Origin of the sequence: Hymenobacter metallilatus, assembly GCF_003944705.1 — a bacterium.
Lineage (GTDB): Bacteria > Bacteroidota > Bacteroidia > Cytophagales > Hymenobacteraceae > Hymenobacter > Hymenobacter metallilatus.
In genome coordinates this window covers 260,868-287,157 of sequence record NZ_RWIS01000006.1, presented here as the reverse complement: position 1 = coordinate 287,157, position 26,290 = coordinate 260,868, and the positions used below count along the sequence as shown (strand labels likewise).

Here is a 26,290-nt window from a genome sequence, read left to right as displayed (position 1 = left end):
TAGCAACAATTAGCCCATTATTACGCAATCAACCTGCTGAGGCATGAGAGCCATAAAGCACCGTCGTGGCACTTCGTTTCAGAGCAACAAGAAAATACGCGGCGGCAAGAGACACCTGCGGTATCGACAGGCCGAAAGCACTTGGGCAGCTCCACTTTCCGTTGACGCCCTGTTGAACCGGCAGTACTACTACGAGAAACTAGGCCTGCATCCGTGGCACTGGCATCACCGGCAACCCCCCATGCTGGTGCGGCAGCTGGCGGCTCAACATTTGCTCATCACCTTTTTCGCCTGGCAACTGGAACTAGCTGTGCTGACTGAGCCGGTTTATGCCGCCGTATGGCTGGTTGGGCCGGAGTTTGCGCACAGTTCGCAGGTAATAGTAAGCATACGGAAAATGGCCGACCGATATCAAAATAGGTTTGGGGAGCCGTCCTCCGAGGGTCCGCCCCTGCCGGCAGCGTACCGGGAACTACCCGGCGCCGCTAAGCTGAGGTGGCAGCCGCATCCCTGGGAAGTTGTGGTGGATTCGTTCGATTACCCAAATGGCTGGCCGGAGTGGGCTCTCGAAAAACCGCACTGCCTCTGCCAACCTGAGGGCAACGACGAGTACCTGCTGGTGCAGACCGGCTGGGTGTGGGTAGGCCAGCTGACCTAAACGAGAACAACAGGGTACATCAACGTCATTCCAAGTGAAGGCGGAGCCGAGGAATCTCGCGGGGCTTGCACTGACGTGCTTTCTTACCCTTTACCCTCCCTGCTCACTCTCCGCTGAAATTCAGGTCGTACAGCACGTTCAGGCGGAAACCCTGGTTAATTTCGAACACGGGCCGCCCCGAAATTGGCTCCGGAGTGGCGTGCTGGCTGATTTGATAGAGGTAATTCAGCTCGATTTTGGCGTTATCGGCAAACTGGTAGCCCAGCCCGCCGGACAGGCGGTTCTGGTTGAACACATTGCCCTGCACGTTGCGGCCGAACCCGATAAACAGCTCATCGAATGCATTCAGGTACCATTCGCCATCCTCCACCGTAGGGCCCTGCACCGCCCACTGGCCCGAGAGCTGGTAACGGATGCGGTGCTGGTATTCCCAGGCTTCCACCGGGCCTTGCCCTTCGTTGGCCCGGCTGCCCAACCAGCGCTGCTCCAGCCGCAGCCGGTGGTTGAACTTGAGGCGGCCCAGCTGGTCATCCAGCGAAACATCCTCATAGAAGCGGTTTTCGGGCTCGGGACGGTTGGGCACGGTGGGGTAGCGGCCGTAACGGTGCGTCTGAAAATAGGTATACCCCCCCGACACCCTTACCCGCTCCGACAGCGTCCGTACCAGCCCCAGCCGCGCCAGCTGCTGCTGCGGTGCCCAGTTAATGCGCCGCCACTGGTACTCGGTGTGCACGGCCCAGTGCGGGGTTAGTGTATGGTCGCCAGTGTACACAAACCAGCCTAGCGTGTTGGGGTCGAGCAGGCGCGGCGACTGGCCAAAACCAGCGGTGGTGAGCAGGCTGCCTACACTCCAAAGCACGTATTTCTTCATCCGGTATACCCCAATACCCGCGGGGTCGCACAACAGGCATACGCCCCCGAAGCGCCGGGGTTGGCAGCTGAGTGGAATTACCGGCCCGAAACTACCGCCAGCAGTGCATTCACGGCCAGCCCCAACCGGCGCATATCCAAGCGGTTAAGTGTGTCGGTGGGCTCGTGGTAGTGCTGGTTGCGGTAGAAGGCGGTATCAGTGAGCAGCACGGCCGGGTAGCCGAAGTGCCAGTAGTTGAGGTGGTCGGAGAAGTCGATGCCGGGCAGCCAGGCGGGTGCCTTAAACCGTTTCACGGGCAGGACGGCGGCGGCCTGGTAGCGCCGGGCAAACTGGCGACCGAAGCGGCCGTTGCCGAATTTCTGCGCCACCGTGACGTAGTTACCCCGCGTGCCATACACCCATTTCAGCAGGCCCAAGGGGTAACGCTGGGTGTGTTTACGGTCATCATAATAGCCCAGGGTTTCCAGCGCCACCATGCCGCGCACGGGCACGCCGGCATCGTGCAGGGATTTGGCGTGTACGAAGCTGCCCATCTGCGGGGTGCGGAAGAATGGCGGCTCCTCCAGCGTGTAGGCTACCAGATCAATCCGGTAAGGCAGGGCCTGCTGCTGCCCCAGCAGGCGCGCCAGCTCCAGCAAAGCCGCCACCCCCGAGCCATTATCGTCGGCCCCGGGCTGCTCCCCGCACACGTCATAGTGTGCCCCAACAATGAGGCGGGGGCCGGTTTCGGGACCAAAATGGCCCAGGATGTTGTGGTAGGTGCGGCCCTGCGCTACATAGGGCTGCACGGTAGGCCGGGCCCCGGCGGCGGCCAGTTCCGCCCGGATGTAGTCGGCAGCCTGGTTAAGACTGGCCTCGTGCAGGTAATTGCGGGGCTCGGGCATGCTGGTGAGGGCCACGATGTGGCGGCGCAGTCGGGCCGTATCGGCGGGCAGCGGCTGCCCCCGCAGCCCCGCCCCCCACCAGAGCAGCAGGGCTAAAATACCCAGGCAGCGGCGCACCGTGTTCATACTGCTTCCACTGGGCCGGGTTCCGCTACCAGATAGGGCACGGGCACGGCTGCCGTCAGCCACACTCCGTTAGCTGACCGAAAAAACTGCCCTCCTGCCCGGTGCAACTCGCCGGCTTTTACCAGCAGAACAACCGGTTTGCCGTGACGCCGGCCCACCGCCTCGGCCGTGGGCCGGTCGGACGAGAGGTGCACGTGCTGCCGGTTGCCGGGGCGCAGGCCCTGTTCCAGAATAGCCGCCAAAAAGCGCGTGGCCGTACCATGATACAGGATTTCGGGAGGCACTTGCAGGGGCAGATCCAGCTCCACAGCCACCGAGTGACCCTGGCTGGCCCGAATCAGCTGGCCATCTTCAGAAAAGGCAAAGCGCTTTTTATCGTTGGAGGCTACTACTACCTGCAGCCGCGCCAGGGTAATGCTGGCGTCCCGGGCCTGCAGGGCCGCTAGCAGGTTGCTTACCGGCACCCACCCCTGGGCAGTTAGGGTCAGGCCCAGCTCCTCGGGGCGGTGACGCAGGGCATAACTCAACAGTTTGCTTAACTCGGTATTCTGCATCTAAAAAAAATATGCTATAAGCTGTCCAGACTTTACTTTCAGGATCTACTCCTCTCCTGGTTAGCGGCCGGCTACGGTGGTAGCGGTGCAACATAGCAGTAATTTTCACCCTTTTTACTGTCTGACTTCCCTCCCCATGTCTATTCTTTCTTCTAAAGCTCCCAGAATGCCAGTAGCCATGTGGGGGGGTATGGCACTGGCAGCCCTGTTGCTGCTCCAGCTGGAAACCAACGCCTGGCTGTTGCCTCCGGTACTCAGTCTGGGCGTAGGGGGCAGTTTGGTGGCGGTGGGAGGTTATGCGATGAGCAGGTGGCGGTGGCGGCAGTACTGGCTGATTACTGCCGCTGCCCTGCTTTTGCAGCTACCATTGTACCTGCTCGTACAGCAGTGGCAGAACCGCATTTCGCAGCGGCGGGCGGGCGTTATTATCCGGGCCCTGGCAACGTACCACCGCACGCAGCAGCAGTTTCCCGACTCCCTGGCGCAACTAACGCCGCGCTACCTGCCCCGGCTTCCTACCACTGCCTACGGTATAGTTACCCCAGCCCCTTTCCAGTACTATTCCCCTGCGCTTACCAACGACTCCGCTACCTATCAGCTAGGGTATGGAATGGGGCTATTTGTCCAGGCATTTTACAGCAGCAGCACCGGGCAGTGGACTTACCACGAATAATTGCCGGCCAACGCCGAACTTCGCCCCCATGTCTACTCCCACCCCGTTCCGCAGCATCGTTCCGTCTGACCTTTCGCCCGCCGACTGGCACCCGTTTATGGTAGGGGCCATTGCCCCGCGCCCCGTGGCATTTGTAAGTACTGTGGCCGCAGATGGCAGCGTGAACCTGAGTCCTTACAGCTTCTTCAACTGCTTCGGTTCCAATCCGCCTATTCTGGCTTTCTCTCCCGCCAACCGGGTGCGCGACAACTCCCAGAAACACACCCTGCAAAATGTGCGGGAGGTAGCCGAGTGCGTGGTTCACATCTGCGACTATGCCATGGTGGAGCAGATGTCGTTGGCCAGCACAGAATATGCCCGGGGCGTGAATGAGTTCGTGAAGGCCGGCTTTACGGCCGTGCCCAGCCAGCGGGTGCGCCCACCCCGGGTGCTGGAGGCCCCGGCCGCGTTTGAGTGCGTGGTGGAGCAGGTAATCGAGCTGGGCCAGAACAACGGTGCCGGCAACCTGGTACTGTGCCGGGTGGTGCTGGCCCACTTCCGCGAAGACATCATCCTGTCCTCGGGCGTCGGCATCGACCCCGTGAAGCTCGATGCCATTGCCCGCCTCGGCGGCGACTGGTACAGCCGCTCCGCTGCTACGCTGTTCGAAGTACCCAAGCCCAACCGTCACCTTGGTATCGGCATCGATCAGCTGCCGGAGCACATCCGCACTTCCGACATCCTCACGGGCAACAACCTGGGCCGCTTGGCCAATATAGAAGCCCCGTCTATTCCCACTCAGGAAGAGGTGCAGGCCTTCCGTCAGGAGCCCATGGTAAGCTATACTCTGAGCAAGCACTCCGAACCCGCCACCCAACGGTCTGCTCTGATGCAGCTGGGTAAGCAGCTGCTGGAAGAAGGCCGCTTGCTGGACGCCTGGAAAGTGCTGCTGCTGGCGGCTTAGGCCGGCTATTGCGGTGGCATGGGGGTGGCAGGGGCTTTCAGGTCGAGCACACGGTCGGCCAGCACGGCCAGCAGCACCCCGGCCAGGGGCGCTGCCACGTACACCCAGGCAGCCGTGAAGTTGCCATTGAACAAGGCCGGACTCAGGGAGCGGGCCGGATTCATGGAAGCACCGCTCAAAGGGCCACCCACCAGCGCCTCCAGCGCCACAGTGCTGCTGATGGTGAGGCCCACCAGCAAGCCTTGCTCATAGTAGCTGCAGGTAACACGCAGAATTATGAGCATCAGCCAGAAGGTAAGTCCTAACTCCACAGCAAATGCCTGGGCTACCCCATGGGCCGGCAGCGTAGCTCCCAGCGAGGAGCCGGGCGCGGCCAACAGCCATACGGCCCCGCTGCCCAGAGCCGCACCTGCCAGCTGGGCCAGCACATACGGCACTACCCGCCGCCCCGGAAAGCGCCCCGCCGCCCAGAACCCGATGGTAACGGCCGGGTTAACGTGAGCCCCGCTGATATGCCCCAGGCCCTGAATAATAATGAGTACTATCAGCCCGAAGGCCGCCGCCACCCCGCCGTGCCCTATGGCGTGCGTCTGCTCATCCACCACCACTGCTCCGGTACCAAAAATCAATAAGAAGGCCGTGCCTAGCACCTCAGCCAGCAGGCATTGTCGTAAGGTTGGGCTCATATAGAAGAAGCTGATACGCTGGTTCGGCTGCCAGCTGCGTGGTAGGGTACGCCGTGCGCGCTACACGCGGCTGGTATCCGAAGTCTGGTCAGGCGGCCGGCACCGTCCAATACACCCGAAAAGCAGTACCCTCGCCCAGCGTGCTGGTTACCGTTACGTGTCCGCCCTGGCTGCTCACGATGCGCTGCACCAGGTATAAACCCACCCCCGTGCCGTCTACGTGGGTGTGCTGGCGGGCAAAGAGCTGAAACACCGGGTGAGCCGGATTGTCGATGTGCATACCCAGGCCATTGTCCTGAACTTCCAGCACAGGCTGGTCGTCGGGGGTATGGTAGCTGCGCAGAACGATATGCGGCGGGCGTACAGGATGACTGAATTTAAGGGCATTACTGACCAGGTTATGCACTACGGAACGCAGATTGGCGCGGCTGTAGCGCAGGCCCGGTGCATCGCCAACCAGCACCTCAATCCGGGCCCCGCGCTGCATAATCTCCGGCCGCAGGCCCAGCAGAATTTCTTCCAGCACCAGGGCCATATCCAGTACTTCCACGGGTTCCTGCTGCTGGCGCTGGGTCCGCACGGTGGTAGCCAGATCAATCAGGGTATCATCCAGTTGAGTGAGGGCCGCATCCACCATCTGTAGCATAAGGGCCTGCTCGGGGTCGGCGAAGGTAGCGGAGCGGCGCAACTCCTCGAACAGCCCACGCAGGTTGTTGGTCGGCTGCCGCAGGTCGTGGGAGGCCGCATACACGAAGGTATCCAGGTTATGATGGGCGCGGGAAAGTTCGTCGTACTGGGTTTGTAGTACCTGGCGCAGGCGGTACTGTTCCTCCACATCGGAGCAGGTACCAAACCAGCGCGGGCCGCTGCCGTCGCTAAGCTGCCGGGCCCTGATGGTGTGCCAGCGGTACACTCCGTCGTGGCGACGCATCCGGTATTCGCCCTCAAACTCGGTACCACTGGCCACGCTTTGCACCCACCGGCGGGCGGCGGCAGCCTGCTCTTCGGTTTGCAGCAATCCTACCCAGCCGGTGGGCCCCAGTTCTTCCTTGGTCAGTCCCGTGTACTCCAAGGTATACTGGTTGTAATAATCGACCAGGCCCTCGGCCGAGGCCGTCCAGACCAGCTCCGGAATACTATCAGCCAGAAACCGGAGCTCAGCCTCCCCACGGCGGCGAGCCTCGCTCAGCTCGCGCTCCTGGTGTACTTCCGTCAGTGCCCCGTGCCAGAAAACCGGCGCATCGGGAGGATGCATCTCGGGCAGGGCCCGGCTCAGCATCCAGCGGTATGCCCCGTCGTAGCGGCGCAGTCGGTACTCAAAATTCCACCCTGCTCCTACCCGCCGCGCCGCTTCGGCTTCGTAGAGCACCCGCAACCGGTCGTCGGGATGCACCAGCAACGGCCAGATAGCCGTTAAGTCGGCCGTAGGTGGCTGGCCCGTAAAGCGGTACCACTGCGGACTGACATAGGTTACCTTACCCTGAGCGTCGGTGGTGAAGGTAACCAGGGGGGCCGTTTCCGTCAGCACCCGCAGGCGGGCGTCGAGGCGGCGCGTGGTAAGGGCCAACTCGTGGGCCCGCTGCCGGGCCGCTTCCTGCTCACTTACATCCACGGCCAGCAGTAGCAGCCCGGCCATGGCTCCGTGCTCGTCGTGGTAAGGCTGTACCGACAAATCATAGCAGTGCTGAGGGCCGCAGGCACAGGCTTTGACCGTGTACTGCTCTCCGGCCGCATAAATACGGGGTAATACCTCCAGTAAGGAAGAAGGTAACTGCCCGGGCTGGTCGGCTACGCGCTGACCCGGCTTAGCCTCACCCACCAACTCCCGCATTTGGTCGTTTACGAAACTATAGCGTAGGTCGGGGCCTTCCAGTGTTGCAACACCCGCCTGCAGCTGGCGCAGCATCTGCTCAAAAGGGAGAGTAGGTATCAAGGGCAAGCATCATGTGGGCTTATATGCGCCCCTGAGGGCCGGCCCGTAAGGAATGAGATATGACCACTTCAGCCATAGTAGGCAGGCGGGTGCTAGAGCGTGGGGGCTACGATATGATGATATGGCTGTGACGGGTCGGGACCAAATACCGCCAGCCGTACCAGCTCTACCAGCAGCGCATCAGCAATGGGCAAGGTGGCTGGGGCCGGCGGTACCCGGTGGGGCAGTAAAAATCCCTGCAGGGCTTCAAAGCTCTCGGCCGCCAACGGATGAAATGCCATTGACCACTCCGAAAAGCTGCGGGCAGCAATGGAGCGGTCAATCAGTTTGCGCACATGGGAATGTCGGCCGTCCTGGCTGATGCGCTCATACAAGGCATCGGCCGTTGCTTCCTCTCCTTCAAACAGCTGAGCAATGTTGCCGTGGCTATAAAACAGTACGCCTGTAATACCGTTCTCCGCGTTGTCGCGCCGGCTCTGATCCAACAGGTGCTGCAGGTCATAGTCGGTTAGCGCGTGCACAGCCCGGCTGATATACACAATATGCTTCATGCTGCTAAACTACAACGGCCCTTTTAAATCCGTTGTCTTCATGCGGGCGAAAAGGTTAAACTGGGAATTCGCCGGGGGGGCCAAACTCAACTCTTACGCTAGGCAACGGTACCGCCGCAGCTGGAGCCCGCGCCGGCCGTGCAGCCATAGCAATGCTGGTTTACCACTACCGCCCGCTGGGCCAGAGCTGCCGCATCAAAGTTTCGGATGTGGCTGCTGGGGCTGGCTACGTGCAGGTCGAGCATCTGGTTAAAGTCGCAGTCATAGAGGCCCCCGTCCCACCCCACCGAAATGGTGTCGCGGCACATTACGCCGGCAGCGGCGGCAGGATTAAAGGCATTCACCAGCTTCTCCATGTAGCCCGCGTAGTTGCCCGATTCGATGAGGTAGTCCAGAAAGCGGCTCACCGGAATGTTGGTAATGGCAAACAGGCTGTTGAACACGATGCCAAAATCCTTCTGCAGGGCGCGCTTGAACTGCAGCTCCAGCCCCGCCTGTGGCCCGGGCATAAAGGCCCCGGCCGGGTTATATACCAGGTTTAGAATGAGGCCGCTGCCAGGCTGACCGTAGCCCACGGCGTTGAGCATCTGCAGGGCCCGGATGGAATCAGCAAACACTCCGTCGCCGCGCTGACGGTCGGTTTTATCGGCGCTGTAGAACGGCAGGGAGCTGACCACCTCTACCCCATGCTGGCGGAAGAACTCGGGCAAATCGTGGTACTTCTTGTTAGCCACGATGATGGTAAGGTTGCAGCGCACAATAACCTTGCGCCCCAGCTTGCTGATTTCCTCCACGAACCACCGGAAATCGGGGTTCATTTCGGGCGCGCCGCCGGTCAGGTCCACGGTCGGAATATCGGTCTGGGCCAGCGCATCGAGGCAGAGCTGCATCGTTTCGCGGGTCATAATTTCCTTGCGGTCGGGGCCGGCATCCACGTGGCAATGCTTGCACACTTGGTTGCACATTTTGCCCACGTTGATCTGCAATACGGCCGGGGCCAGAGGCCGCAGCGGAAACAGCCCGGCCTCCCCCATCTTCTGATGAAAAGGCGGCAGGTGCAGCACGTCCACCACTTCCTGGCGCAGCACGGTCAGCTGAAAAGCCGAATCGGCGAGCTGATTGCCGGTGGCTTTGAGGGATTTCGTCACGGGTTTGTCGTTTGTCGTTCGTTATTGGTTGTTCGTTGTTCGTCACTCGCAGCCCGTTTTAGGAAACGTCATCGGCCACGCCCGAACAACGAACAACCCATAACGAAAAACCAGAAGCCACTACATAGAAAGCTCTTTTACCTTATTCATCATCTGCACGCCGTGTACCAGCGTGGCCCCGCCCCGAATGGCAGCGGCTACGTGCACGGCTTCCATCATTTCGGATTCGGTGCAGCCTTTCTCCAACGTGTCGGCGGAGTAGGCATCAATGCAGTACGGACACTGCACGGCATGAGAAACGGCCAGCGCAATCAGGGATTTTTCGCGGGCGGTGAGGGCGCCTTCGGCAAATACGGCCCCGTAGTAGGAGAAGAACTTATCGGCAAACTCTTTCTGAAACTCGCCAATGTTGCCGAATTTCTTGAGGTCGGCGGGGTTGTAGTAGGTTTCCATGTGCGGGGAAAAGATGAGAAGATAATACGAGGAAAAGAGATGAAGCAGATTGCGGCGCGGCAGCTATTCATAGAAGTTGCGGAGCCGGCGCTGTGAGGTGCGCACCACCCAGTCGCCCAACCGGGGCAGTACCGAATGTACGACGAGAATCAGCACACCCAACACCGAAATGACGGTGCGCCGCCGCCGCCGCTGCACGTGGCCCAGAATAATAGCCGCCACCTGGGCCTGCGACTTCTGCCAGCGGGGCGGCCGGTGGGCAATGGGTACGGGCCGGCCGGCAGCATCAAGCACACGCTTCTCGGGGTCGTTCTGGGTGAAGCCAATGTGTACCACCCCGAAATGGACGCCAGTATCGGCCAGCTCCAGGCGCAGGGTGTGGGCCAGGTTGGCCAAGGCCGCCTTACCGGCGCAGTAGGCCGAGCCGCTGGGCATCCCATTCAGTGCCGAAATCGAGGAGATGAACGTGACGCTGCCCCGGCTCCGGATGAGATGGGGCAAAGCGGCCTTCAGCGGAAACACGGCCCCGTACACGTTACTATCGAGTACCTGCCGGAACACCGCGGGCGTCATGTCCAAGAAGTAGGCGCGCATGGAAATGCTGGCGTTGGCCACCAGAATATCCAGCCGCCCAAACTCCCGGATGGCCACGGCCACCAGCTGCTCGCAGGCGGCATAGTCGGTCACGTCGGCTACGCAGGCGGCTACCCGGTAGCCCTCGGCAGCCAGGGCCTGGCGGGTACTTTCCAGCCGCTCGGGCTGGCGGCCATTAAGCACCACGGCCGCCCCCTGCCGGCAAAAGGCCCGGGCTGTTTCGCGCCCGATACCGGATTCGGAGCCGGTTATCAGGGCCACCTTACCGGCCAGTGGCTGCGGGGTTGCCTTACTGAACATAGCCGTGGGCGGTAAACCAGGTAAAGGCCTCCGTAACGGCCTGCCGGATGGGCGTCTGGGGCAGCAGCAGTTCGGTGCGGGCTTTCTGGGCGGTGAAGTAATGACCATCGTTGGCCACGGCGGCCATGGCCGCGTTGAGCGCCGCCGGGCGGCCCGTAAGGCGGGCCTGTAGGTCGCAGAAGGCACCGTAGAGGCGGGCGGCGGCGGCCGGCAGCGGCCAGCGGGGCGGGGCCGCCCCCACGGTTTCGGCAATTAACGCAAAGGCCTCGCGGTAGCTCAGGTTTTCGTGGCCCAGGATGTAGGACTCCCCCACCCGCCCCCGCGTCAGGGCGCTGACGGTGGCCTCGGCCACGTCGTGCACGTGCACGTAGTTTTTGCCGCCGGGCGGGTAGCCGGGCAGGCGGCCGGCCCTTAGCTCCAGCACCAGGGCGTTGGAGGTAGGCTTGGCATCCCCGGGCCCCAGCATAAAGGTGGGATGCACCAGCACGGCCGGCAGTTGCTCGCGGGCCACGGCCTGCTGCACCAGGTCGGTGGCGGCGCGCTTGCTGTCCATGTAGTCGAGGCCGTAGCGGCGGCCGGCGTAGGGCCGGGTTTCGTTGCCGGGGTGGGTGCGGGAGCCGAAGCCGAATACGTTGGCCGTGCCCACATACACCAGCCGGGGCCCGCCCGCAAGGCGGGCCAGGGCCAGCACTTGCCGGGTGCCGCCCTCATTGACGGCCCACACGGCCGGGTTGCGGGCCGGGTTTACCTGGGCCAGCGCCGCCGCGTGCACAATAGCCCCACACCCGCGCCCCAACTCGGCTAAGGCTGCCGGCTCCAGCGGCCGGCTCAGGTCGGCCTCCCCGATTTCGATGGGCAACGCAGCCAGCGGCGGTAGTCCGGGGGCCGCCCCAACCGCCTGACCGGGCCGCACCAGGGCGCGCACCGGGTAGCCACGCCGCAGCAGCTCGGCCAGCACGTGGCGGCCCAGAAACCCGTTGGCCCCGGTCAGGAGCACGCGCGGCAGCACAGCAGCATCCATCAGCGGTAGTTGAGCAGGGCCTTGTAGGTGCGCGCAATGCGGGGCGGCGACACGCGCAGAAAAAACAGGGTGAAGGCCGTGAGGTTGGCCAGCTGCACCCGCAGCCAGCTGTTGGTTTCATACTTGCGGGCCGATACCACGACTTCCTGAGGTACAATGTGAAAGCGGGCCACCCGCCGGATGCGCTGGATGATTTCGAAGTCCTCCATTATCACAAACTGCTCATTGAAACCGCCCAGCTCCTCAAACAGGGCCCGGGTGATGAACAGCGTCTGGTCGCCGCCCCGGCTCATGATGCCCTTGAAGCGGGTACCGTAGCTGTTGAGGCGCAGCAGCGGGTGGCGGGAGTTGAACCGAAACCGGTAACAGCCCGCCGGGTAGCCCTGCGCCACGGCAGCCTGCAGCGTGGCCACGTAGTCGGGGTGGATGCTCACATCGGCGTGCACGAAGTAGAGTAGTGAGCCGCGGGCGTGACGGGCACCGTGGTTCATTTGGGCGGCGCGGCCGGCCTGCGGGGCCAGCAGCACAGTAGCCCCGGCCGCCCGGGCGGCGGCGGCGGTGCCATCGGGGCTGTGGGCGTCCACCACCAGCACCTCCACGGCACCGGGCGGAGCGAAGCGGCCAAGCTCAGCTACCAGCCGGACTATGTTGTCGGCTTCATTGTAGGTAGGAATAATAACGCTAATCATCGGGCAGAAACGGGAAAGGAAAGAGGGCGCGAACTACAGAATGGTGGTAATAAGAGCAGCGGCAAGGCGGCGGCGGCAACTTCCGCACAGTTTTCGGATAAGCAAGCGGCCGGAGGTCAGAATGCTTCCCCCACGGTCAGGTAAAAGCCCGTGGATTGCCGACCCAGGCCGTAGTCGAGGCGCACGTTGAGGTGGTCCCGGCGGTTGGCGGTGAAGCGCAGGCCGGCCCCGTAGGCCGCTTTCGGGTCGCGGAGCCGCAGCAGCTTCTGCTCGTCGCCCAGCGCGCCCACGCCCCCGAACACCACCGCGCCCAGCCGCTTGTACACCTCCAGGCGCACTTCCGATTGCACCAGAGCCAGGTTCTGGTCACGGTAGCGGGCTTCGTAGTAGCCCCGCAACCGCCGCGAGCCGCCCAGCTGTGACAAAGCGTTGAACGGAGCCGTGCCCACTATCAGGCTGCCCGCATAGTTGAGGGCCAGCACGGCACGGCGGCCCAGGGCGTGGTACTCGGCCACGTCGGCCACGTAGCGGCTGAAGCGGGCGGTTTCGCCGGCCGGCCCGGCCCCGGTGGCCCGGTTCCGCAGGAAGGCCCCCACGTCGGCCACTACGCCTTTGCGGGGATAAAACACGTTGTCGCGGGAGTCGAAGAACAGCCCCAGGCCGCCGCCCGTGAGGCGGCTGCCTTGCCCACCCGGCACCGTGCCGCCGGCCAGCAGCCCGCCCGGGGCCACGCGCGTTACCTGGTAGTCCTCGTACTGGTAGCGCAGGCCGGCGTACAGCTGGCCCCGCTCACCCAGCAGGCGGCCCACCCGCCGGAAGGCATTTACCCGCACCCGCGGAAAATTGACGCTGTACAGCTCACGCGGGACTTCCTGCCGGCCCAGCCCGTAGAAATAATAGGTGTAGCGGTAGTAGCCGGCCTCACCGTAGGCGTAGTAGGTGTTGTGGTTGTAGAACAGCTGAAACGGTAGGTACAGCAGTAGCTGGCGGTTCTGGGTGTAGGCCACGGCCAGGGTGGCCTGCGAGGGCCGGGCCGCGGCAAAGCCGTCGTCGCGGCTGAAGCGCAGGGTGGCGGTGGCGGCGGCGCCCACGGCCAGTCGCGTTTCGGGAGTGTAGTACACCAGTGGCACCGGAATGAGGGCCAGGCGTTTGGGCCGCGCCGTGTCGGGTGGGGCGAGGGTGGAACCGCCCAGCAGCACAAGAACAAGGAACATACGGGCAGGATGGTGAAGCTAGCTTTACGAAGTTGCGGCGGCCCGGAGTTTGCCGGGGGGCAATCTTTTCCGGGGCAAGTTGCCGTATATTCCCTGCAATGAAGCAACCCCTGATCTTTCCCCTGCTCGGCGGCGCGCTGGCGCTGGCCGGCCTCTCCCCCGCCCACGGCATCCCTCCTGCCCACCCGGCAGCTGCCGTCCGTCCCGCCGCCGCTCCGCTCGACCATGCGGCTTTCGATAAGCTGCTCAAAAAGCATGTGAATGCCCAGGGTCTCGTCGATTACAAAGGCTTCAAGGCCGACGAGGCGGCGTTCAACCAGTACCTGGCTCAGCTCAGCAAGAACCGCCCCACCAGCAGCTGGCCCAAGAACGACCAGATGGTCTTCTGGATCAACGCCTACAACGCCTACACCATCCGCCTGATTCTAGACCACTACCCCGTACAGAGCATCAAGGACATCGGCTCCAAAATCAAGATTCCGTTTGTGACCACGCCCTGGGCGGCCAAGTTCTTCAGCATTGGGGGCGAGAAAATGAGCCTCGACAACATTGAACACGGCATTCTGCGCAAGCAGTATAACGACCCGCGCATTCACTTTGCGCTGGTGTGCGCCTCCATTTCCTGCCCCCGCCTGCGCAACGAAGCCTATACCGCCGACAAGCTCAACGCCCAGCTCGACGATCAGGGCCGGGACTTCCTGAACAATCCGGCCAAAAACAAACTGGCCAAGGACCAGGCCCAGCTCTCCAAGTATTTTGATTGGTACAAGGGCGACTGGGAGCAGAACGGGCAGTCGGTAGTGAAGTGGGTGAACCGCTACGCCACCACCAAAATCGATGGCAACACCCGGATTGACTACCTCGACTATAACTGGAATCTGAACAAGCAGTAACCCACTGGTTACGCCCCCTTCCCACTTTATCTTCTTTTCTCTCCCAGCCTGCATGAGCTATTTAGAAACCACCGCCGACGTATACCGCCAGGCGGCCCAAGAGCCCCAGGTGGGCCTTTGCTGCACAACCAACCCCGTCTGGCAGCTGCCTGGCCTAAGCATTCCGCAGCGGATGCTGGCCATGAACTACGGCTGCGGCAGCACCGTGAACCCGCGCGACCTGACCAACAACCCCACCGTGTTGTACGTGGGCGTGGGCGGGGGCATGGAGCTGTTGCAGTTTGCCTATTTCAGCCGCCGCCCCGGCGCCATCATTGGGGTGGATGTGGTGAGCGAAATGCTGGACGCCTCCCGCGAGAACATGCAGGAAGCCGAGCGCCAGAACGAGTGGTTTCAGTCGGAATTCGTGGATTTACGGGCCGGCGACGCCCTGCACCTGCCCGTAGCCGATGAAAGCGTGGACGTGGCCGCCCAGAACTGCCTGTTCAACATTTTCAAGCTGGATGATTTGCGCCGGGCCCTGCAGGAAACCTACCGGGTGCTCAAGCCCCACGGCCGCCTGGTAATGTCGGACCCCACCTGTGAGCAGCCCATGAGCGACGAGCTGCGGGCCGATGAGCGCCTGCGCGCCCTCTGCCTCACCGGCTCACTGCCGCTGCAGCAGTACCTGGATATGATTACCGAAGTCGGCTTTGGCACGGTGGAGGTGCGGGCCAAGCGAGCTTACCGGGTGCTTTCGCCCCAGCACTACGCCACCAACGAGCTGATTTTCATTGAAAGCGTGGAGGTGTGCGCCATCAAGGACCCCATGCCCGCCGATGGCCCTTGTATCTTCACAGGCCGCACGGCCATCTACTACGGCGGCGAAGAGTACTTCGACGACCACAAGGGCCACGTGCTGCTGCAGAACCAGCCCCTGGCCGTGTGCGACAAAACCGCCGCCAACCTGCTCGCCCTGGGCCGCCCTGATATCTTCGTATCGCCCTCCACCTACCACTATGACGGCGGTGGTTGCTGCTAGACAGCGGTATGAAAACGGCTAAAACCCCGTCATGCTGAGCTTGCCGAAGCATGACGGGGTTTAGTGTATTTTAACCGTTCGGCTCATTGCCTGACTTCCTTTCAGCCCTATCCGCATGGTTCTGTCGGCTTTGTTATTATCCGGTACGCTGCCTATGGTGGCTGGCCCGCCGCCAACGGCGGAAGTGCGGCGCTACGCCATTGAGGTGGCGGGCGTGCGGGTTGGCACCATGACGGCCACCCGCCAGCCGCCGGTAGGCCCCGAGGTAACGTACTCGCTGGTGAGCGACGTGCGGGTAAACTTCCTGTTCTACCACCTCGTCATCTACTACCATGTCGTCAACCGCTTCCGCAACGGCCAGCTGCTACTGTCCACGGTGGAAGCGCGCACCAACCAGGGCAACTTCAGCACCCGCACCGAGTGGAAGGGTGACCATTACGACATAGTGGCCCACCAGTACAAGCACGACTATCAGGCCACCGAAACCCAGCCCATCCGTTACGCCGTTACCAACCTGTTCTTTGCCGAGCCGCCCGCCGGGCAGGCGCGGGCCTTTGCCGAATACTTTGGCGACTACTTCGCGCTGCGTCCCGGCCGCCCCAGCCGCTGGCTTGCCAGCCGCGCCGGCCGCGCCGGCCGCGAGGATGAATATCAGTACGCCAACGGCCAGCTGGTTACCCTCATCAAAAAAAACCCGCTCAAAAACTTCATCATCCGCCTCCTGCCCCCGGAAAGCTGAGCGGCGGCCAGGCTGGCAGGCTCAGCTGCAACCAAAAACCTTGTGCTGAGCTTGTCGAAGCATCTCTACCGCTTCGTTCGTCTTGATTCAACGAAGCGGCAGAGATGCTTCGGCAAGCTCAGCATGACGTTCTACATTTTACCGGGACAGTGACTCAGCGAAGCCATAGATACGCTCCACACAACCTGACAGATCTGACCTGCCAACCGAATCCCAAAATCCGTGTAATCCGCAAAATCCAGCTAAATCCGTGATTTAGTTGCGCACGGCAATCATCAGGGCCAGCTCTTTGTAGCGCATGTTGAATTTGCGGGCAATGCTGGCGTTGGTGAGGGAGCCTTTGTACATATACACACCGGAGCGAAAATGCTCGTTGGTAAACAGCACCTCGTTGATGCCGCCGTGCTGGCTGATTTCCTGCAAAATGGGCGTGAAGATGTTGCTAAGGGCGTTGGTGGCCGTACGCGGCACCCGCGAGGCTATGTTGGGCACGCAGTAGTGAATGACGTCGTACTTGCGAAAGACGGGCTTGCTGTGGCTGGTCATTTCGCTGGTTACGAAGCAGCCGCCCTGGTCGATGCTCACGTCAATAATCACGGAGCCGGGGGCCATAGTCGATACGGCATCCTCCGATACCATAAATGGAATGCGGCCTTCCTCGGCATTCAAGGCCCCGATTACCACATCGGCCCGGCGGATCTGCTGGTTGAGAGCGAAGGTATCGAAGGTGCTGGTATAGAGCTGGGGCTGTCCTAAGTTTTGCTTGAGGCGCCGCAGCTTATACAGATGATTATCAAACACTTTTACCTCAGCCCCGAGACCAATGGCAGCCCGGGCGGCGTACTCGGCCACCGTGCCGGCCCCCAGGATAACCACCTGCGACGGGGGTACGCCCGTAATGCCGCCCAGGATAATACCCTTGCCCTCGTTGGAGCGGGCCAGGTATTCGGCGGCAATCAGCATGACGGTGGAGCCGGCAATTTCCGACATGGCCCGTACCACCGGCCGCGCCCCCGAGGGGTCCTTGATCAGCTCAAAACTAATGGCATTCACCTTCTTGCGCAGCAGGGCCGTAATGTACTCGCCGGTGAGGGAGCCGAACTGCAAGGCCGAAATCAGCGTTTGGCCGGCCCGCAGGTATTCCATCTCATCGTAGGTGGGGGGGGCCACCTTCAGAATGATATCGGCCTCGAATACTTCTTTCTGGGAGTAAGCTACCGTGGCCCCAGCCTCCGAGTAGTCATGGTCGGAGTACTTGCTGGGTTCCCCGGCCCCGCTTTCCAGCAGAATCTCATGGCCGGCCTCCACCAGGTGCTTTACGGCTTCGGGCGTGAGGCAGATGCGGTTTTCCTGCAACGACGTTTCCCGGGGCAGCCCGATAAACAGCTTCCGCTTCCGGGTTTCCACGGCCAGCATGGACTCCTGGGTGAAGTAGGCGCGGCTGGCGGCCAGCTGCTCGAATCCGGAGGGCACTGCGTCGGGCATTTTCTTGAATTAAAAATTATGAATTAAAAATTAAAAATTGAGCACATGGCTAATGTCGCAGAAAGCAGAACCAACCATTTTTAATTTTTAATTCTCAATTCTTAATTCCCGGGAGGAGGGTCCGGTAACGGTAAGCGTGAGGAGGAGCCGGTCGGGGGGTAACAGGGCTTCGATGCGGCTGGGCCACTCTATCAGGCAAAGATAGCCAGAATCGAAGTACTCCAAAGCGCCAATTCCTTCGGCCTCGCGGGGGTGGTTGAGGCGGTAAAAGTCGAAGTGGTAAACCGGCTGGTCCTGCCCGGTGCGGTACTCATTCACCAGGGAAAACGTGGGGCTACTCACCTCCTCCTGCACACCCAGACTGCGGCATAGGGCCTTGATAAACGTGGTTTTTCCAGCTCCCATCTCCCCTTCAAAACACACAATGGAATGCCCCTGAATAGCAGCACGCACCTGCTCAGCGGCAGCCGGCAGCGCGTCTAGAGAAGAAATTTTGATGGTCAGCATGTGGGCAAAGGTACGGGGAGTTGCTAATGTAGCTGAGGCCCAGCCCGGATAGATTCCTGCCAACTCCCCTCATTTTCCCCCTCTCACCTCTTACATTTGGCCGATCCAAACCAACACCTACCATGCAAGTTTCGCGAATGGCCGGCAGCCTGATTGGCTCCGAAATCATTAAAATCGGCAACGAAGTCAACGACATGATTCGCAAGGGGGAGCAAATCTGCAACCTCACCATTGGCGACTTTGACCCGTCTATTTTTCCCATTCCTACGGAACTGCAGACGGAAATTACCACTGCCTACCAGGCCGGGCATACCAATTACCCGCCCGCCAACGGCATGGCTGCCTTGCGCGAGGCCGCCGCAGCCTTCACGGAGTCGCGCCTGGGCCTCTCCTACTCCCCCAACGACTTCCTGGTGGCCGGGGGCTCCCGCCCGCTGATTTATGCCACCTACCTGGCCCTGGTAGACCCCGGCGACAAAGTGGTGTTTCCGGTACCCAGCTGGAACAATAACCATTACTGCCACCTCTCCTCGGCCGAAGCGGTGATGGTGGAAACCCGCCCTGAAAACAACTTTATGCCCACGGCCACCGAGTTGGCACCCCACTTGGCCGGAGCGACGCTGCTGGCCCTATGCTCCCCACTCAATCCCACCGGTACCGTTTTCAGCCGCGAGGACCTGGAAGCCATCTGCGACCTGGTACTGGCCGAGAACAAGCGCCGCGGCCCCGGGAAAAAATCGCTCTACCTGCTCTACGACCAGATTTACTGGCTGCTGACTTTTGGCGCTACTGAGCACTACGACCCCGTGAACCTGCGCCCCGAGCTGCGCGACTACACCGTGTACATCGATGGTATTTCCAAGTGCCTGGCGGCTACCGGCGTACGGGTGGGCTATGCGTTTGGGCCGGCTTCGGTAATTGACAAGATGAAGGCCATACTGGGCCACGTGGGTGCCTGGGCTCCCAAAGCCGAGCAGGTGGCCACGGCCCAGTACCTGCCCCAGACCAGTGCCGTAGATGGTTTCCTGGACTCATTCAAGCAAAAAGTACAGCACAGCCTGGAGGCCCTGCACCAGGGCCTGCAAGCCATGAAAGCCGCTGGCCTGCCCGTGGACTCCATGGTACCGATGGGCGCCATCTACCTCACGGCCAAGCTGGATGTACTGGGCCGCCGCACCCCCGCGGGGCAGGTGCTGACGTCGACCAAGGAGCTGACTTCTTACCTGATCAGCGAGGCCCGGCTGGCCCTGGTGCCGTTCAGCGCCTTCGGTACGGATGGCACCTCCCCCTGGTTCCGGATGTCGGTAGGTGGCGCTTCCCTGGAGTCGATTGAGGCGGCCCTGCCCCGCCTGCGCGCTGCCCTGGAAGCATTGCGGTAGGCAGCCCCTGCGCTTCCCTAAGCCGGTTGCTGGGCTGCACGCTGCGGCCGGGCAACCGGCTTTTTCGGACCGATGCGGGCCCAATGCTGCCGTGTTCGGGAAAGAACATTTTGCTTCCGCACTCCCGCAAACCTGTTATCTTACGCCGGTTACTGCTTGTTCTTTCTGGGAACAACAGTACCATCTGCTCTCTATAATGCGGGAAGTACTCTGCCATCCCGTGTCCTGCTCCTATTGCACATTCCGATTTTCACAACCAACCGGAACGTGTACTCATGCTATGTTATCTTACCCGGCCAGTAGCAGGTTTTGCCTGTTGCTCCATACTGGTGCTGGCTTCCTCAGTGGCCCTGGCCCAGAGCCGCCCCGCCCCTATTTCGGGCACCGTTCGTGCCGCGGCGGGTCCCCTGGAGTTTGCCACCGTTACCCTGCACCGCGCCACCGATTCGGCCGTGGTCAAAACGGAGTTCAGTGATGCGGCGGGCCATTTCCAGCTGCCGGTTCCGGCCGAGGGCCGCTATTTGGTTTCGGCCAGCCAGCTTGGGTACGGCCGCAGCTGGCAGGGGCCGCTGGCAGCAACCACCCAGGCGCTGGCACCGCTGGAGTTTGAGCTGGCGGCCGGAGCCGCCACCCAGCTCAAGGGCGTAACCGTGACCGGCCAGCGGCCCCTGTATGAGCGCCTCCCCGACCGCACCATGGTGAACGTGGAGGGCAGCGTACTCAGCGCTGGCAACACCACCCTCGATGTGCTCGGCCGCGCCCCCGGCGTAACCCTGGATGCCAACGACAACCTGACCCTGCGTGGCCGCCAGGGCTTGTTGGTGCTCATTGATGGGAAACGGCAACCCCTCACCGGCCCGGAGCTGGCGGCGCTACTGCGGGCCCTGCCCGCCGAACAGGTGAGCACCGTGGAGCTGATTACCAACCCGCCGGCTAAGTATGACGCCCAGGGCGGGGCCGGCGTTATCAGCATCAACCTCAAAAAAGACCAGCGCCTGGGTCTGAACGGGTCCGCCAATGCGGCCTATGGGCGGGGCCGCTACGGCAAATTCACCAGCGGCCTGAGCCTGAACTACCGCCGCAAACACCTCAACCTCTACGGCACCTACACCTACGCCGACCGCCAGACCTTTCAGGAGCTGGCCATCAGCCGCACCTACCTGCAGGACGGCCGCCCGGTGCGGTTTCTGGAGCAGTACAACACGCCCCGCGGGCACTTGCAGTCGCATACCTGGCGCACCGGGGCCGATATTACCGTTAGTACCCGCACCACGCTGGGCCTGGTACTCAGCGGGCTGGAAAGCCGCCTGCCTTCCCAGGGCCTGAACGAGTCGCGGCTGTATGATGCCCAGTACCAGCTCATGGATGTAGTGCTGGCCCAGAACCAGCGCAACCTGCTCACGCCCAACCTCACGGCCACCGCGCTGCTGCGCCACCAGTTCCCGAAGGATTCGCTGGGTACGCCGGAGCTGACGGCCGATGTGGACGTGGCCCGCTACGACCTCACCCGCACCCTGGAGCTGAGTGCCAACTCGGTGCTGCGCCCCAGCGCTTTTGCCAGCCGCCTGCTCGGCGACCAGAGCGGAAAGCTCACCCTACTCAGCGGCAAAACCGACTACCTCCGGACCCTGCGCCACGGCCTGCGCCTGGAAGCCGGACTGAAGGTGAGCCGGGTCACTTCTGACAACGACGTGCTGTTTGAGCGGGAGCTGAATGGGGGCGGCCGGCAGGTTGATACCGGCCTGACCAATCAGTTTCGGTACGAGGAAGACATTCGGGCCGGGTACCTGAGTCTGAGCCGCAACCGGCCTGCTTTGCAGGTTACGGCCGGGTTGCGGGCTGAGCAAACCAGCACCTACGGCCGCCAGGCAATGGGGGCAGAGCAATTCAGCCGCAACTACTTCCAGCTCTTTCCCAACCTTACCCTGCGGCGCTCCCTCAGCGAAGCCCACGAGGTGGCCCTCTCGCTGAGTCGCCGCCTCGACCGCCCCACCTACAACCAGCTCAACCCCTTCCGCTCCTACGTGGACCCTACCTCCTACCGCGTGGGCAACCCCGCCCTTTGGCCCCAGATCAGCAGCCAGGCGGAGCTGACGCACACGTTCCGGCACAAAACCAGTACGTCCCTGCGCTATACCCACACCCGCCGCCCCATTCTCAGCGTGTACCTGCTGGACGCCCAGGGCCTGCTGGCCGCCACCGATGTGAACCTCACCGCCCAGGATTACTGGGGTTTCACGGTTTCCTCGCCCCTGGAAGCGGCCAAATGGTGGAAGCTCTACGCCAACGCCGAAGTGTTTTATATCCGGTTCCGGGGCACGGTGGGAGGCTCCGAGTTGCCGGCCAGCCAGCCCGGCGCCATCCTGAGCCTGAGCAATTCATTTAGCCTGCCCAAGGGCTGGAGCGCCGAGCTGAATGGCAGCTACAACTCTCTGGAACGCTACGGCTACCAGCTGGTGCGCTCCTTCGGGCAGCTGAGCCTGGGCGTGCAGAAATCAGTGGGGCGAGCTACGCTGAAGCTGAATGCTACGGATATGCTTTATACCACTCCCCTGCGCGTAACCTCCCGCTACCAGCCGCTCACCGAAACCTTCCGCCTGGCCCAGGACTCGCGGGTGGTTACGCTAGCCATCAGTTACCGCTTCGGCAACGATAAGGTGGCCGCGGCCCGCAAACGCGCCGGCAGTGCCGATGAGGAAAAGCGCAGGGCCGCCGGTGTGCAGTAAGCAAAGTCGCGCGCTGCGTAGCAGACGTATCAATGGCGTAGCGGCATATCCGGTCCGGGGGCAAGCCGCCGCCGGGTCGGTTGTCACTGACTGTTGATGTTCCGGCGCTGGCACGCGGCAACCGTGCCGGCCGCTGAGCGCCGCTGGCACGGTTGCCGGTTACGAACCCGCTGGAAGGAGCCCCTTTGAAAATAAAACTGGGCACTTAGGCAACTATCATGATATATCATACATCTATATGATATATCATTGACCATGCTTTCTTCTATCCTCTTCTACTCCCTGGACAAAGCCATCCGGCAGTACCGCCGCATGGCCCAGACCAACATTGACCGCGCGGGCATTGCTATTACCATCGACCAGTGGCTGGTGCTGTGCGTGATTCAGGAAATCGACGACTTAACCCAAACCGATATTGCGGAGCGGGTTTTCAAGGATCAGGCTTCCGTGGCCCGCATAATCCGGCTGCTGCTGGAGCGGGGGCTGCTCCGGGCCGAGCCCCTCCCTCACGACGGCCGCCGCACCCAGCTACGCGTTACGGAGCAGGGCCTTCATACTCTGCAAGCCGTGGAGCCGGTAGTGCTCAGCAACCGGGCCAAAGCCCTGCAGGGCCTGAGCGAAAATGATTTGAACACGCTCCGTTTTCTGCTGGACCAGATTGCCGTGAACTGCACTTCATCTGCCGAATAAGCTACTTATCAGGTAAATATTGATTTCTCTATTTTTATATACGAAAATATTCGTACGTTTACTACGAAATCATTCGTAATACTGATTTCGCCCATTTCTGTAAAGCAAAAAAACGGCCTCGAGAGGACGCTGGCGCAGCTTTGCCTTTCTATTTCACATATATCCCCCACTCTCTCCCTCCCTTTTATCTATGAACACGGCAAACAACAACGGCTCCCGGCATAGCACGCGGTGCATACTGGCACTTAGCCTACTGAGCAGCACGCCAGCACTAGCCCAAAGCCTGGATGGACGAGTGAAATCGGCGACGGGTGTGCCCGTGGAGTTTGCTACCGTTGTGCTGCACCGCGCCACCGACTCCGTAGCCATCAAAACGGAGTTCAGCGACGAGAAGGGCGCCTTTCACTTTGAACAGAGTGCGGGCCGCTACCTGGTTTCGGCGGCGCAGGTGGGTTTTGGGCGGGCCTGGGCCGGGCCGCTGGACCTGGTGGCCGGCAGCCCCGTACGGGCACTGGAAATCACGCTGCAGCCCAGCACGGCCACGGCCCTCCGGGAAGTAACCATTACGGGCCAGCGCCCCACGTTTGAGCGGGAAGCCGACCGCACCATTGTACATGTGGAGGGCTCGACCCTGGCGGCCGGCAACACCTCCCTGGATGTACTACGCCGCTCCCCGGGCGTGACCGTGGATGGCAACGACAACCTGGCCCTGCGCGGTAAACAGGGCCTGCTGGTGCTCATTGACGGCAAGCGCCAGCCCATGACGGGTACGGAACTGGCCGACTACCTGCGGGCGTTACCGGCCGAGCAGCTCAAAAGCATTGAGCTGATTACCAACCCACCGGCCAAGTACGACGCCCAGGGCGGGGCCGGCATCATTGCCATCAACCTGAAGAAGGACCAGCGGATAGGCACCAATGGCAGCCTGAATACCAGCTACGGCCGCACCCAGTACAACAAGTACAACACCGGCCTGAGCCTCAACCACCGCCAGCAGAAATACAATCTGTTCGGCTCCTATACCTACACCGACCGCGCCGGGGAGCCGCGCCTGACCATTTACCGGGATTTTTACCGGCCGGGTGCCAGCCCCGACGCCGGCCGCCAGCTGATTCAGGTGACGGACCAAGCCAACCGCTCCCCCTTTCAGCTTCGCTCCCACTCCTGGAAGGCGGGTATCGATTACAACCTCACGGAGCGCACGGTGCTGGGCGGGGCGCTAACCGGACTGGCCAACCGCAACGAGCAGCGGGGCCGCAACAGTACCACCATCAACGACTTGCTGCGCAACCAGACCCAGCAGTACAACTCCGCTAACTACCGCCTGGGGCGCACGCCCAACGCGGCCGGCAACCTCAGCTTCCGGCACACTTTCCGGGATACTATGGGTACCCGGGAGCTCACCGCCGATGCCGACTACGCCCGCTACCGCACCAGCCGGGACCAGCGCCTGGAAACCCGCTTCAACGGGGCCGAGCAGGTGGGCGAAGTGATTACCGGCGACCAGCAGGGCACGCTCACCATTCAGTCGGCGAAGGTGGACTATACCCAGTTTCTGAGCAAGCAGCTGCGGCTGGATGCGGGGGCCAAAACCAGCTTGGTATCGGCGGATAACGACGTGCAGTTTTTCACGGACGGAGCGCTGGACCGCAACCGCTCCAACCGTTTCCGCTACGATGAGAACATTAACGCCGGCTACCTCAACCTGAACTATACCCAGCCCAAGTTCACGCTGCAAGCCGGCCTGCGCGGGGAGCAAACCAACGCCGAGGGCCGGCAGGATGTGGCGCAGCCGGGCCAGTTGCCCGATTTCAGCCGACACTATTTCCAGCTGTTCCCGAGTGCGGCCCTGAAACGGGTGTTTTCGGACAAGCACGAAACCAGCCTCTCGCTGAGCCGCCGCATTGACCGGCCTTCGTATGGGCAGCTGAACCCGTTCCGGGTGATTATCGACAAAACCACCTCCGGGGCCGGCAACCCCAACCTGCGCCCCCAAACCAGCTACAACCTGGAACTGACGCACACTTTCCGGCAGAAGTACAACCTGGGCCTGAGCTACAGCCTCACCAACCTGCCCCTCATCAGCGTGGTGCAGCCCGAAACGGACAGCACGGTGGTATCGACCACCCAGAACCTGAGCCGCCAGCACTACTACGCCCTCACCCTGACGGTGCCGGTGGAAGTGGCCAAGTGGTGGACGATGTACAACAACGCCGTGTTCTACTACAGCCGCTTTGAGGGCAGCCTGGCCGGCACCGACCTGAACCGGGGCCAGGGCTCCTTCACCCTCACCACCAACCACACCTTTACGCTGGGCAAAGGCTGGAGCGCTGAGCTGAACGCCGACTACCAGGCCCGCGACATTTACGGGTTTCTGAAAGTGCGGCCTAACGGGGAGGTAAATGCCGGGGTGCAGAAAACCTTCTGGAACCGCAAAGCTACTCTCAAGCTGAGCATGGCTGATATTTTCTTCACCAGCCCCATTCATGCCGTGTCGGAGTATGATACCTACGTGGAGCGGTTCTACCAGCGCCAGGATTCCCGCCAGGGTACGCTGACCTTTACCTACCGCTTCGGCAACGACAAGCTGGCCCCGGCTAAACGCCGGGGCGGCGGCGCCGAGGACGAGAAGCGTCGCGCCGGCGGCCAGTAGCTGGCTATAAACTATCATTCCTAAGAGCGTGATTGGGAATTTACGAAGAACGTCATGCTTGATTTGGCGTCTGCGAAGTCGAAGCATCTCTACCGCTTCGTTGAAAAACGCCCGGATGAAGAGGTAGAGATGCTTCAACTTCGCTCAGCATGACGTTCTTCGTAAATTCCCAAACACGTTCTAATAGTAGCTGCGGCCCTCTTCCACGGCTGTGGATTGCTCCAGGGCGGAGAGCTGCTCCAGAAACTCCCGGTGCGGGAGGGGGCGGGAAAACATAGGAAAGTTCTTCTCGCAGGCCATGCGCTGCTCCTCCTCGCTCACCGTAGCAGTACAGTCGGTGAGGGTGTACACTTGGTAGCCGTACTCATAGGCCGTGCGCATGGTGGACTCCACGCAGCAGTTGGTGAGGAAACCGGCCAGGGCCAGGTGGGTAATGCCGCGCTGCCGCAGAATAAAATCCAGATTGGTGCTCAGGAAGCCGTCCAGGCCCCGCTTGCCCTCGATGATGATATCGTCGGGCTGGGGCTTGAGCACATCCACAATATCGGCGCCCCAGGAGCCCTGGCGGAAGGAGTTACTGTCGACGACGCCTTTGAGGATACCGTAGGGCCGGGGGTGCAGCTCCCGGTAGTTTTCGGTGAAGCTGATGGGCACATGCACAATGAGGGCGCCGGCGTTGCGGGCCTGCCGGGTCAGCTCCTCGGTGTTAGCCAGCATGTCTGTTGACTTCATGACGGTTTTTACCGCATCGTGCAGGGAGCCGCCCGACGTAGTAAAATCATTCTGAAACTCGATCAATAGTACGGCAGTAGAGCTTGGCTTCATAGCGGCAGAGGGTTTGAATTGCGGGGTAATCAAGGTACAGATTGGCTACCTTTTGTGCAATAGCTTCTTGATTT

25 protein-coding genes are annotated in these 26,290 nt (G+C 61.7%); 10 read left to right on the top strand and 15 right to left on the bottom strand.

The window, feature by feature from the left end; translation table 11 throughout:
• Positions 1–43 precede the first annotated feature (43 nt).
• Positions 44–658, top strand: a complete 615-nt coding sequence (locus tag EI290_RS11355) for a hypothetical protein (RefSeq protein WP_125429987.1) — start codon at positions 44–46, stop codon at positions 656–658.
• A gap of 103 nt (positions 659–761) precedes the next feature.
• Here EI290_RS11355 and EI290_RS11350 read toward each other — a convergent pair whose 3' ends face one another.
• From EI290_RS11350 to EI290_RS11340, 3 genes are all read right to left on the bottom strand, one after another.
• Positions 762–1,517 carry a DUF2490 domain-containing protein gene (locus EI290_RS11350; RefSeq protein WP_246008929.1) on the bottom strand — a complete coding sequence of 252 codons (756 nt, stop codon included), beginning with the start codon at positions 1,515–1,517 and terminating at the stop codon, positions 762–764.
• Between the two features lie 89 nt (positions 1,518–1,606).
• Positions 1,607–2,539 carry a M28 family peptidase gene (locus tag EI290_RS11345; RefSeq protein WP_125429981.1) on the bottom strand — a complete coding sequence of 311 codons (933 nt, stop codon included), beginning with the start codon at positions 2,537–2,539 and terminating at the stop codon, positions 1,607–1,609.
• Positions 2,536–3,093 carry an RNA 2'-phosphotransferase gene (locus EI290_RS11340; RefSeq protein ID WP_125429978.1) on the bottom strand — a complete coding sequence of 186 codons (558 nt, stop codon included), beginning with the start codon at positions 3,091–3,093 and terminating at the stop codon, positions 2,536–2,538. Before EI290_RS11340 ends, EI290_RS11345 begins: the two co-directional genes overlap by 4 nt.
• A 190-nt stretch (positions 3,094–3,283) precedes the next feature.
• Between EI290_RS11340 and EI290_RS11335 the strand changes: the two genes are divergently transcribed.
• A complete protein-coding gene (locus EI290_RS11335) occupies positions 3,284–3,766 on the top strand; it encodes a hypothetical protein (RefSeq protein WP_148103634.1) in 483 nt (160 codons plus the stop codon).
• Positions 3,767–3,794: 28 nt separating this feature from the next.
• A complete protein-coding gene (locus tag EI290_RS11330) occupies positions 3,795–4,709 on the top strand; it encodes a flavin reductase family protein (RefSeq protein ID WP_125429972.1) in 915 nt (304 codons plus the stop codon).
• A gap of 5 nt (positions 4,710–4,714) precedes the next feature.
• On the opposite strand, the gene EI290_RS11325 is transcribed toward EI290_RS11330, so the two are convergent.
• The 9 genes from EI290_RS11325 to EI290_RS11285 all read right to left on the bottom strand — a co-directional run bounded on the left by EI290_RS11325 (position 4,715) and on the right by EI290_RS11285 (position 13,298).
• Positions 4,715–5,395 (bottom strand): MIP/aquaporin family protein, encoded by a 681-nt coding sequence (locus EI290_RS11325; protein WP_125429969.1) that lies wholly within the window; start codon positions 5,393–5,395, stop codon positions 4,715–4,717.
• 88 nt (positions 5,396–5,483) lie between these two features.
• Positions 5,484–7,328: a PAS domain-containing sensor histidine kinase gene (locus EI290_RS11320; RefSeq protein ID WP_125429966.1), complete on the bottom strand. Its 1,845-nt coding sequence runs from the start codon at positions 7,326–7,328 to the stop codon at positions 5,484–5,486.
• Positions 7,329–7,420: 92 nt separating this feature from the next.
• Positions 7,421–7,879: a BLUF domain-containing protein gene (locus tag EI290_RS11315; RefSeq protein WP_125429963.1), complete on the bottom strand. Its 459-nt coding sequence runs from the start codon at positions 7,877–7,879 to the stop codon at positions 7,421–7,423.
• A gap of 98 nt (positions 7,880–7,977) precedes the next feature.
• Positions 7,978–9,027 carry an arsenosugar biosynthesis radical SAM (seleno)protein ArsS gene (gene arsS, locus EI290_RS11310; RefSeq protein ID WP_125429960.1) on the bottom strand — a complete coding sequence of 350 codons (1,050 nt, stop codon included), beginning with the start codon at positions 9,025–9,027 and terminating at the stop codon, positions 7,978–7,980.
• Between the two features lie 120 nt (positions 9,028–9,147).
• Positions 9,148–9,480, bottom strand: a complete 333-nt coding sequence (locus EI290_RS11305) for an arsenosugar biosynthesis-associated peroxidase-like protein (protein ID WP_125429957.1) — start codon at positions 9,478–9,480, stop codon at positions 9,148–9,150.
• A gap of 63 nt (positions 9,481–9,543) precedes the next feature.
• On the bottom strand, positions 9,544–10,374 hold the full coding sequence (locus EI290_RS11300; protein WP_246008928.1) for an SDR family oxidoreductase: 831 nt from the start codon (positions 10,372–10,374) through the stop codon (positions 9,544–9,546).
• The gene (locus tag EI290_RS11295; protein ID WP_125429951.1) at positions 10,364–11,395 is read right to left on the bottom strand and encodes an NAD-dependent epimerase/dehydratase family protein; all 1,032 of its coding nucleotides are present in this window, start codon (positions 11,393–11,395) and stop codon (positions 10,364–10,366) included. Before EI290_RS11295 ends, EI290_RS11300 begins: the two co-directional genes overlap by 11 nt.
• Positions 11,395–12,084 (bottom strand): TIGR04283 family arsenosugar biosynthesis glycosyltransferase, encoded by a 690-nt coding sequence (locus EI290_RS11290; protein WP_125429948.1) that lies wholly within the window; start codon positions 12,082–12,084, stop codon positions 11,395–11,397. Before EI290_RS11290 ends, EI290_RS11295 begins: the two co-directional genes overlap by 1 nt.
• A gap of 116 nt (positions 12,085–12,200) precedes the next feature.
• Entirely contained in the window at positions 12,201–13,298 is a 1,098-nt protein-coding gene (locus tag EI290_RS11285) for a BamA/TamA family outer membrane protein (RefSeq protein WP_125429945.1), read from the bottom strand.
• Between the two features lie 98 nt (positions 13,299–13,396).
• On the opposite strand from EI290_RS11285, the gene EI290_RS11280 reads away from it, so the two are divergent.
• The 3 genes from EI290_RS11280 (at position 13,397) to EI290_RS11270 (ending at position 15,951) form a co-directional block, all read left to right on the top strand.
• Positions 13,397–14,191, top strand: coding sequence for a DUF547 domain-containing protein (locus EI290_RS11280; protein WP_125429942.1), 795 nt, complete (start codon positions 13,397–13,399; stop codon positions 14,189–14,191).
• 52 nt (positions 14,192–14,243) lie between these two features.
• Positions 14,244–15,212 (top strand): arsenosugar biosynthesis arsenite methyltransferase ArsM, encoded by a 969-nt coding sequence (gene arsM / locus EI290_RS11275; RefSeq protein WP_125429939.1) that lies wholly within the window; start codon positions 14,244–14,246, stop codon positions 15,210–15,212.
• Between the two features lie 115 nt (positions 15,213–15,327).
• On the top strand, positions 15,328–15,951 hold the full coding sequence (locus EI290_RS11270; RefSeq protein ID WP_246008927.1) for a DUF6134 family protein: 624 nt from the start codon (positions 15,328–15,330) through the stop codon (positions 15,949–15,951).
• Positions 15,952–16,206: 255 nt separating this feature from the next.
• On the opposite strand, the gene EI290_RS11265 is transcribed toward EI290_RS11270, so the two are convergent.
• Positions 16,207–17,436, bottom strand: a complete 1,230-nt coding sequence (locus EI290_RS11265) for an alanine dehydrogenase (RefSeq protein WP_125429933.1) — start codon at positions 17,434–17,436, stop codon at positions 16,207–16,209.
• An 87-nt stretch (positions 17,437–17,523) separates the two neighbouring features.
• Positions 17,524–17,943: a tRNA (adenosine(37)-N6)-threonylcarbamoyltransferase complex ATPase subunit type 1 TsaE gene (tsaE, locus tag EI290_RS11260; RefSeq protein WP_125429930.1), complete on the bottom strand. Its 420-nt coding sequence runs from the start codon at positions 17,941–17,943 to the stop codon at positions 17,524–17,526.
• A gap of 122 nt (positions 17,944–18,065) precedes the next feature.
• Between tsaE and EI290_RS11255 the strand changes: the two genes are divergently transcribed.
• The 4 genes from EI290_RS11255 to EI290_RS11240 all read left to right on the top strand — a co-directional run bounded on the left by EI290_RS11255 (position 18,066) and on the right by EI290_RS11240 (position 25,391).
• Positions 18,066–19,322 (top strand): pyridoxal phosphate-dependent aminotransferase, encoded by a 1,257-nt coding sequence (locus EI290_RS11255; RefSeq protein WP_125429927.1) that lies wholly within the window; start codon positions 18,066–18,068, stop codon positions 19,320–19,322.
• A gap of 275 nt (positions 19,323–19,597) precedes the next feature.
• Positions 19,598–22,048 carry an outer membrane beta-barrel protein gene (locus tag EI290_RS11250; protein WP_125429924.1) on the top strand — a complete coding sequence of 817 codons (2,451 nt, stop codon included), beginning with the start codon at positions 19,598–19,600 and terminating at the stop codon, positions 22,046–22,048.
• Between the two features lie 255 nt (positions 22,049–22,303).
• Positions 22,304–22,738 (top strand): MarR family winged helix-turn-helix transcriptional regulator, encoded by a 435-nt coding sequence (locus EI290_RS11245; protein ID WP_125429921.1) that lies wholly within the window; start codon positions 22,304–22,306, stop codon positions 22,736–22,738.
• Between the two features lie 190 nt (positions 22,739–22,928).
• Entirely contained in the window at positions 22,929–25,391 is a 2,463-nt protein-coding gene (locus tag EI290_RS11240) for a TonB-dependent receptor (protein ID WP_125429919.1), read from the top strand.
• A 180-nt stretch (positions 25,392–25,571) separates the two neighbouring features.
• Here the strand turns inward: EI290_RS11240 and EI290_RS11235 are convergent, their stop codons facing one another.
• On the bottom strand, positions 25,572–26,216 hold the full coding sequence (locus EI290_RS11235) for a cysteine hydrolase family protein (RefSeq protein WP_125429916.1): 645 nt from the start codon (positions 26,214–26,216) through the stop codon (positions 25,572–25,574).
• Positions 26,217–26,290 lie beyond the last annotated feature (74 nt).